This window comes from Mycobacterium sp., assembly GCF_035603715.1.
Classification (GTDB): domain Bacteria; phylum Actinomycetota; class Actinomycetes; order Mycobacteriales; family Mycobacteriaceae; genus Mycobacterium.
In genome coordinates, this window is the sequence record NZ_DATNJW010000544.1 from 1 (window position 1) to 8,256 (window position 8,256).

Below are 8,256 nucleotides of genomic sequence, written 5' to 3' on the forward strand. Positions count from 1 at the left end.
ATCCAGACCGCGGGCCCGCAACCTCAGGTCGGTGAGAAAGTCGACGTTGCCGCCCAGCACGATGTCGGTACCGCGGCCGGCCATGTTGGTGGCGACCGTGATGGCGCCGCGGCGGCCGGCCTCGGCGACGATGCCGGCTTCCTGCTCGTGGTACTTAGCGTTGAGCACGTTGTGCGGGATACGCCGCTTCTGGAATTGCCGCGACAGATACTCCGAGCGCTCCACGCTCGTCGTACCGATCAGCACCGGCTGACCCTTCTCGTAGCGTTCGCTGACATCGTCGACGACCGCGATGTACTTGGCTTCCTCGGTCTTGTAAATGAGGTCGGACTGGTCGGTGCGGACCATCGCCCGGTTCGTCGGGATCGGCACGACGCCGAGCTTGTAGATCTCGTGCAGTTCGGCGGCCTCGGTCTGCGCCGTACCGGTCATGCCGGAGAGCTTGTCGTAGAGCCGGAAGTAGTTCTGCAGGGTGATGGTGGCCAGCGTCTGGTTCTCGGCCTTGATCTCGACGCGCTCCTTGGCCTCGATGGCCTGATGCATGCCCTCGTTGTAGCGCCGGCCGACCAGCGTGCGGCCGGTGAACTCGTCGACGATGATCACCTCGCCGTCGCGGACGATGTAGTCCTTGTCGCGATTGAACAGCTCCTTGGCCTTCAGCGCGTTGTTCAAGTAGTTGACCAGCGGCGAGTTGGCCGCCTCGTAGAGGTTGTCGATGCCGAGCTGGTCTTCGACGAACTCCACGCCGAGCTCGTGCACACCGACGGTCCGCTTCCGCAGATCCACCTCGTAGTGGGTGTCTTTTTCCATCAGCGGCGCCAGCCGGGCGAATTCGGAATACCAATTCGAGGCTCCGTCGGCGGGCCCGGAGATGATCAGTGGGGTGCGGGCTTCGTCGATCAGAATCGAGTCGACCTCGTCGACGATGGCGAAGTTGTGGCCGCGCTGGACACACTCTTCCAGCGAATGGGCCATGTTGTCGCGCAGGTAGTCGAAGCCGAATTCGTTGTTGGTGCCGTAGGTGATGTCGGCCGCGTAGGCCACGCGCCGCTCGTCGGGCGTCATCTGCGACAGGATCACTCCGACGTCCAGGCCCAGGAAGCGGTGCACCCGGCCCATCCACTCACTGTCACGTTTGGCCAGGTAGTCGTTGACGGTGACGATGTGCACGCCGTCGCCGCCGATGCCGTTGAGATAGGCCGGCAACACCGACGTCAGGGTCTTGCCTTCACCGGTCTTCATCTCGGCGACGTTGCCGAAGTGCAGCGCCGCGCCACCCATCACCTGCACGTCGAAGTGCCGCTGGTCGAGTACCCGCCAAGCCGCCTCGCGGGCCACCGCGAACGCCTCGGGCAGCAGGTCGTCGAGGGTCTCCCCGTCGGCGTGCCGCTTCCTGAACTCCGCGGTCTTGGCCTGAAGTTCGGCGTCGGTCAGCTTCTCGATGTCGTCCGACAAGCTGTTGACGTACTCGGCCACACGCTTGAGGCGCTTGACCATGCGACCTTCGCCAAGTCGCAACAACTTATCCAGCACGGCTTAGTCCCCTAGGTCCTGTCGTAGATCAGACGTCTTCGGCGTCATCCATCCTAGGTGACGGCTCAGGTGGTACCCCCGGGCACGACGAGTCGACGCTCGCCGCGGCCCGGGTCGGATCGGCTCAGGAGAGTCGAATCAAACCGTAGTCGTAGGCGTGCCGGCGGTAGACCACCGAAGGCCGTTCGGTCTGTTTGTCGTAGAACAAGAAGAAGTCGTGGCCGACCAGCTCCATCTCGTAGAGGGCGTCATCCACCGACATCGGCTTGGCCTCGTGATCCTTGGTCCGCACCACTCGCCCGGGCTGGTGCTGCCCGTTGCCGCTGGGGTCGCCGAAGTGCGGGGCTTCGATGTCGTCGAGGTCCGGTTCGGGATTCGGTACGACGGCGGTCGCAGCGGCCAGCGAGACCGGGGTCTTGTCGCCGTAGTGGACTTTGCGGCGATCCTTCACGCGGCGCAGCCGGCCCTCGAGCTTGGCTACCGCGGACTCGAACGCGGCATAGAAACTGTCCGCGCACGCCTCGCCACGGACGACCGGGCCACGACCGCGAGCGGTGATCTCGACGTGCTGACAGGACTTGCGCTGGCGCCGGTTGCGTTCGTGGTCGAGTTCGACGTCGAAGAGGTAGACGGTTCGGTCGAGTCGCTCCAAGCGGGCGAGTTTCTGCGAGACGTAGACGCGGAAGTGGTCAGGGATCTCGACGTTGCGGCCTTTGACGACGACCTCGGCGCTTGCCATCGGTTCGTGTTCATCGGCGTCGACCGGAGGTTCAGCCAGAAGCTGCCCGGAATCCACGGTTTGTCTTGACATACTTGACAACTCGTTTCTCTCGCATTGCGCGCAGCTAAGCGCGCCCGGCTATGGGTACACGCGCCGACGGGGTTGTCAGAACTCAGTGGCCGCCCGCCGATGCAAGGTGTCGAACACTCACCCCCTACCGTTGACGGTGGCGCCTCAACCTGCGATTCAGATGCGCGGCCTTGAGGCGTTGTTGGTGCTTGTTCCCGACGGTAGACCGTCCACGGGCGGCATTGCCAGCATTTCGCCCGACCTGTTGCGAGTTCTTCACAAACACTCACGCCGCTGCTAACGCGAGCACAGCCGACACTCGCGCCCCGGCCCGGTGCAGCACCCGGACCGACTCGCGGGCGGTGGCGCCAGTGGTGACGATGTCGTCAACCAGCAGCACCTCGCCGCGCGGCGGCAGACGCTGTCGGGTCAGTAGCACGCGTCCGGCGACGTTGCGTTCACGTGCGGCGCTGGTCAACCCCGCCGAGTCGCGGGCCAACACCGTCATGCGCAGCGCCCGCACGACGGTGATGTCGGGATGACCCGCGGTCGCCAGGGTGGCGAGATGTGTCACCGGGTCGCCACCGCGATGACGGGCCGACCAGCCGCGGGTCGGCGCCGGGACGACGGTCAGTGGAACATCGAGCAGACCCCACCGAAGTAAGCGGTGCACGCCGAGAGCCAGCGACCGCGCCAGCGGCGCCCGCAGATCGGCCCGGCCGCGGTCTTTCATCGCGAGGATCGCCCGCCGCCGCGCGCCCGCGTAGCGGCCGAGCGCGAACACCGGGACTCCCGGATCGATGCGTGGGGTGACAACGCGTGGCGCGTCGAGACCGATCGCGAGTTCGTCGGCACAGGCCGCACACCATCGCGTCGACGGCTCCCCGCAGCCGCCGCATTCCAGCGGCAGAACCAGATCCAGCACAGCGTCAGTGTGACGACACGGACCGACAACTACACGGTGGGGCCAGGGTGCCCCACCGTGTAGACGCCCCCTATCAGGGCATTAAAGCCGAGAGGTCGAAGAAATTGGCGAATTCCGCACCGATGTCGGTAACGACCACGTTGAAGTCCGCCGGCAGCGCCGCGAGATCAGCGTCGATCACTCCCAGTTGGTCGGTCAAACCAGTCAAACCGGTCAGATCACCGGCCTGGTCAGCCGCGACGAACGTTTGGTCGGCGGTGAGAATCCCCTGGAATGCATCGGCAAGTTGCGTATCGGCGCCGGCCACGTCCGCTTGTTCAGCTGCGGGCAAGCCCGATTGCAGTGACTCTACCGAGTCAAGCAGCGACGTTGCTTCCTCGGTTTGCAACGACTCCTGACCGGTCAGAAGCGAGAGTTCCTCGGCGTCGAGCGACGCCGTAGGGGCTCCGTCCAGCACCTGGGTGGCTTGGGTCAAGTCCGCCCCGGCTTGACCCAGAATGTCGCTGCCGGTGTCGGCGTGCGCGTGAGCGGCCTCGGAAAGGCCGAGCATCGCGGCGGCCGCGATGGCGCCGGCGCCCATGCCGAGGGCGATGCGCCAGGGGCGCCGATGGCGAACACGTTGGTTGGCTTGACTATTCATGCGAACTCCGATTCTTCTTAGTCCCAAACATGCTGGGAGCGTTGACTACTCGACCAACGCTAAGGAGGATGGGAGTCGCTTACTAGCCGCAGTGCGCGAGCTTCTGGCCGGTTTGCGCGGCTAGGCCGTCCGGCGCAACGTCTTAACTGGCGGCTCGCGGTAGCGGGCCGCGTGGGCCGCGGCGAACCGGCCGAGATTGGTGAAACCCCAACGGTATGCGACCGACGCGACAGTCACAATCGACGGGTCGGAGTCGAGCAGGTGCTCGTGTGCGCGGCGCAGCCGCACCTCACGCAGATACGCCATTGGTGTCGTGTCGAGGTGACGCTTGAAACCCTGTTGCAGGGAACGGACACTGACCTGGCTGCGAGCGGCGATCGACGACAGCGTGAGGGGCAGATGGGCTTCCGCTTCGATGACGTCGATTGCGGCGCGAACCGCGCGAGGCGGCGTCGAAACATCGCATCCCAAGAGGGCGTCGCGCTGCGAATGTTCTGCGGCCACAAGGAATCCGCGTATCAGGGTGTCGACGAACGGCATTCCGACCAGTGGTTGATGAATCAAGCCGCCAGGATGGAAAACCTGCTCCGCGAACCACACCAGCATGTCGATCCAGCTTCGGGCCGATGGGGTGTGAATTGGCAAGAGCGGTTCAAAATCGGGTTGCGACGTCAGCTGGCGGCCCAGCCCATCGCTGAGGGCGTCCTCAACGGCGTGACGTTTCATCTTGAACAGGAGTATTTCGGTGCTCGCGTCCCAATGCAGCGCCGAAACGCCCTCGGGCGCATACACAGCCGCTGTGCCGGCGCGGCCACCGGCCGGCAACCCGCGGTGCGCTCCGTCCGCCCGGCCCGACCGCACCAGAAACACCCGATACGTGCTGCACTCCTCACCGCAATCGATCGACGTGTCGGCATCGAAGATGGCGTCCTGAAGGCTCACCGGTCCCATACGACCGCCGCGCTGAGTCATTGAAAACGCGTTCGGATCAGTCAGCAGGTTCAGGTGCGGTCGGTCACAGCCGCATAGCTCGACGAAGTGGTCGAATTCCTTCACCGGGATCCAGACATGCGGATCCTCGGTACCCGCAATCGGTTGTTCCATCACGACGTGGCCCTCTCACCGTCCCCCGGTTACCTCTACTACGATCCGATGAGCGAGCTGGTTCAGGTGACGTCCGCCACGGTCGTCCCGCCGGGCGAATCGTCCAACCACCCATCTTCGGCCCCGTGCCAGCGTCCCACGCTGAGCCGGGCTTTACGCTGCTGATCAGCTGTGAGACTCGTTTGAACTAACTGGGCAACGACCATCGAAGATGGTTTATTCCGAGCGCGTGGGTTGGCTTGCTGGAATTACTTGAGCCGCTGGACACCAGCCTGTAAAGGCAGTCTCGCGACGGACAGCCGCACCATGAAACTCAGTATCGAAATCTCTAAAATCATTTCACGACAACGGGTTTAGATGAGCCGAAAGCGCCTGGGAGTCGATGACCACTACGCTGTCGTCGTCTAAACGGATCCAGCCCTGATTCTCGAGATTGCCCAACGTATTACGAACCAACTCTGGCGAGACGCCGACAAGGCGGGCAAAGTCTTCCATCGTCATCTCGTGCACGATCCGTACCACTTCGCCTTCCTGCCGACCGAACCGTCGTTTCAACAACGACAGTCGGCTCGCGACGCGGCCTCGAATATCGGCGGAGGCGAAGTCTGTGAGGGCGTCCGTCATCTCTTTCGCCCGCCGTGCGAACAGGCGAAGCGTTCGGGCACTCAACTCCGGGCACTCGGCCATCCAGCTGAGCAACTGCCCGCGGTCAATCGGCACCGCCAGAACTTCGGTGAGCGCCGTTAATCGGGTTTCGCGCGCTACCGGCTCGAAAAGCGATACCACGCCGAAGATTTCGTTGCTGCCCAGGACGGCCAGCAGGAGTTCACAGCCGCCCTGCCGGCGGATTGACGCTTTCACTTTGCCGGAGATGATCACATAAAGACGACCGCCGTCATCGCCGCCGGAGGCGATGACGTGCCCGGCCGGGAAGCGCACCGGCTTCAGCTGCCTGCACCACCGAGTGAGTGCGGCTGGATCGGACTTACTGACGATTCCCGATGAAACCAGTGCCCGTCGCACGTCGATAGGCCGTGGGGGCGTTGCCGCGGGGACCTTGCTGATCACGCCGTCAACGCTAGGCAGCTCAGGGAGAACCGGCTAGCCGCCGCGCGCAGCGCTGTGGCCGGATAACGCACGTCAGCCGGGCATCACCGGAATCGCCCCACCCGCCATGAACGGCGGGACGTCGAGCCAGCCCTGCACCCCCTCGGCGCCCGAGATCGACAGCTGCATCACCCCGCGTGGGTCGGCGACGTACACCGTCGACGGGTTGGCCGCGATCACCCCAACCGGCTGTTGCAGATTAGCGCTCGGTGCATCGGAATTCACCCCGTCGATGTTGACGTAGGACACCGGGTGCTCGGCGTCGTTGCGGCTCACTGCGATGTCTTCGTCAGTGCGCCACGACAACGACACCACCGAAGAGCCCAACCCGAACCCGAGCCGCCGCGGATAGGCCAACGCGAATTGGCCGGCCTGCGTCTGCTCGACGCTGGCGCAGATCACCTGGCCATTGATCACCATCGCGGCGCGGGTGCCGTCGCGGGACAGTTGCAACTCGGCGATCACTCCGGGGAAGCGGCTGGACACCGCGGCCGAGTCGACCGGCAGCCGCGCCGGCTGCCCCGAGGCGGTCTCCTGAATCGCGCGCAGCACGGTGTTGCCGTCGGCCACCACCCACACGGCGTCGTCCAGCGACCACGTCGGCCGTGAAAGGGTATGTCCGTCAGCGGCTTCGGCCGCCTCGCCGCCGAGGTCGCCGATCCACAACGACGACGCCATGTCCGGGGCGCCGGGGCGAAGCGTCACTACCGAGGCCACCTGATGTCCGTTGCGGGACAGCGTGGCCGAGGTCTGGTCGGTGGTCCGCCCGAAGGCCCCCGGCACCGGGTCGGAGCGCTGGCCGTCCAGCGCCACCACTCGGCCACCGATCAGCGCGTGCACGCCGGCTGCCGCACCCTCGGCCACACCCGGGTCGGTGGCCGCGACGTCGGTGGTATTCCACCCGTCGGCGAAGCGTTCGTCGAGCGAGGCACCGTCGGCCCTGATCACGTAGGGGCCCTTGATGTCTGCCCGGGCTAGTGTCCAAATGATCTGTGCGGCAACCAATTGCCGACTGCGCGGATCCGCAACCGTCAGCAATTCCAGGTCGATCCGGGCTCCGCCGTAGCCTCGGCCGACGCCGCTCTTGCCGCCGTCGGCGCGCGTCACCGGTCCGCGCAGCCGCACCGGTGGTGTCAGCATGTTGTGCACGCTCTTGGCCATCTCCGGGCGCGGGCCCGCGATCAACTTGGAGACCAGCTCGGTGGCCAGCTGATCGCGGTCGGACACTGCGACATAGCGCGGATCCGGCACCACCGTCTTGCCGGTCGGGTCGGAGAAGTACAGCGTGTTGCGCTTGTAGGTGGCCTGGAACTGCTGCCAGTCCAGGAATACCCCGTTGGGCAGCTTGTCGATGCGCCAGCCGCCCGGCGTCTTGACCAACTCGATCGGACCGGGATCGGGCAACTGCCCTTCGGCCGTCTCGAACACGCCCATGTCGGACAGCGAACCGAGCTTGTCGGCGCGCATCATGACCGAAACCCGTTCGGTGCTATGGGTTTCGACGAAAACCACGTGGTCGATCAACAGCGCACTACCGGCGTCGTCCCACGCATCGGACGCCGACCGAGTCAAGAACTGTCGCGCCGCGAGGTGCCGGTTGGCCGGATCAGCAGTGGCTTTGAGGAATTCGCGCAGCAGCACATCGGGGTCCATGCCGGGTGTCGGCTTGGGCAGGTTCGCCGGTGCCGGACGCTCGACGGTGCCGATGGCCTGTGGCGCCGATGCGCTCGGCACACCCGCGCAGCCCGCCAGCACGACGGCCGCGACGAGCAGGGGGCCCAATCGCCGCATCACGCTCCGCGCTCCGCGTGTTCGCGCTGCCGGACTTTGCCGTCTTTGCGATCGGGGGCAATGGGTTTCATCGGCAGCGGGCTGGTGGTGACCTTGTGCCCGCGCACCAGAGGCAGGGTGAGCCGGAAGCAGGCGCCGTTACCCGGTTCACCCCACGCCTCGAGCCGGCCCTGGTGCAGCCGGGCGTCCTCGATGCTGATAGCCAAGCCCAGACCGGTGCCGCCCGAACGGCGCACGCGCGAAGGGTCCGACCGCCAGAACCGGCTGAACACCAGCTTCGCCTCGCCCGGGCGCAGCCCGACGCCGTAGTCGCGGACGGTGACCGCGACGGTGTCTTCGTCGTAGCCCATCCGGATCCGGACCGGC

8 protein-coding genes are annotated in these 8,256 nt (G+C 65.5%); all 8 read right to left on the reverse strand.

The genetic code is table 11. From position 1 onward, the window contains the following. A partial coding sequence (secA, locus tag VN856_RS22525; RefSeq protein ID WP_325693175.1) for a preprotein translocase subunit SecA occupies positions 1–1,533 on the reverse strand: 1,533 nt, incomplete at its 3' end. A 124-nt stretch (positions 1,534–1,657) separates the two neighbouring features. Then, on the reverse strand, positions 1,658–2,329 hold the full coding sequence (gene hpf, locus VN856_RS22530) for a ribosome hibernation-promoting factor, HPF/YfiA family (RefSeq protein ID WP_414687026.1): 672 nt from the start codon (positions 2,327–2,329) through the stop codon (positions 1,658–1,660). Positions 2,330–2,609: 280 nt separating this feature from the next. Next, complete coding sequence (locus tag VN856_RS22535) at positions 2,610–3,248, reverse strand: ComF family protein (protein WP_325693178.1); 639 nt, start codon at positions 3,246–3,248, stop codon at positions 2,610–2,612. Positions 3,249–3,321: 73 nt separating this feature from the next. Next, on the reverse strand, positions 3,322–3,888 hold the full coding sequence (locus VN856_RS22540) for a hypothetical protein (RefSeq protein ID WP_325693181.1): 567 nt from the start codon (positions 3,886–3,888) through the stop codon (positions 3,322–3,324). 120 nt (positions 3,889–4,008) lie between these two features. Continuing rightward, positions 4,009–4,992 (reverse strand): AraC family transcriptional regulator, encoded by a 984-nt coding sequence (locus tag VN856_RS22545; RefSeq protein WP_325693195.1) that lies wholly within the window; start codon positions 4,990–4,992, stop codon positions 4,009–4,011. A 339-nt stretch (positions 4,993–5,331) separates the two neighbouring features. After that, positions 5,332–6,060, reverse strand: a complete 729-nt coding sequence (locus VN856_RS22550; protein WP_325693184.1) for a Crp/Fnr family transcriptional regulator — start codon at positions 6,058–6,060, stop codon at positions 5,332–5,334. 72 nt (positions 6,061–6,132) lie between these two features. Beyond that, positions 6,133–7,890 (reverse strand): MtrAB system accessory lipoprotein LpqB, encoded by a 1,758-nt coding sequence (lpqB, locus tag VN856_RS22555; RefSeq protein WP_325693187.1) that lies wholly within the window; start codon positions 7,888–7,890, stop codon positions 6,133–6,135. After that, the coding region (locus VN856_RS22560) for an ATP-binding protein (protein ID WP_325693190.1) at positions 7,890–8,256 on the reverse strand (367 nt) is incomplete at its 5' end. The genes VN856_RS22560 and lpqB, both read right to left, overlap by 1 nt.

Excerpts from the sequence above, each read along its gene's own strand:
- VN856_RS22545 (WP_325693195.1), bottom strand. The coding sequence starts at position 4,992 with ATGGAACAACCGATTGCGGGTACCGAGGATCCGCATGTCTGGATCCCG.
- VN856_RS22540 (WP_325693181.1), bottom strand. The coding sequence starts at position 3,888 with ATGAATAGTCAAGCCAACCAACGTGTTCGCCATCGGCGCCCCTGGCGC.
- lpqB (WP_325693187.1), bottom strand. The coding sequence starts at position 7,890 with ATGCGGCGATTGGGCCCCCTGCTCGTCGCGGCCGTCGTGCTGGCGGGC.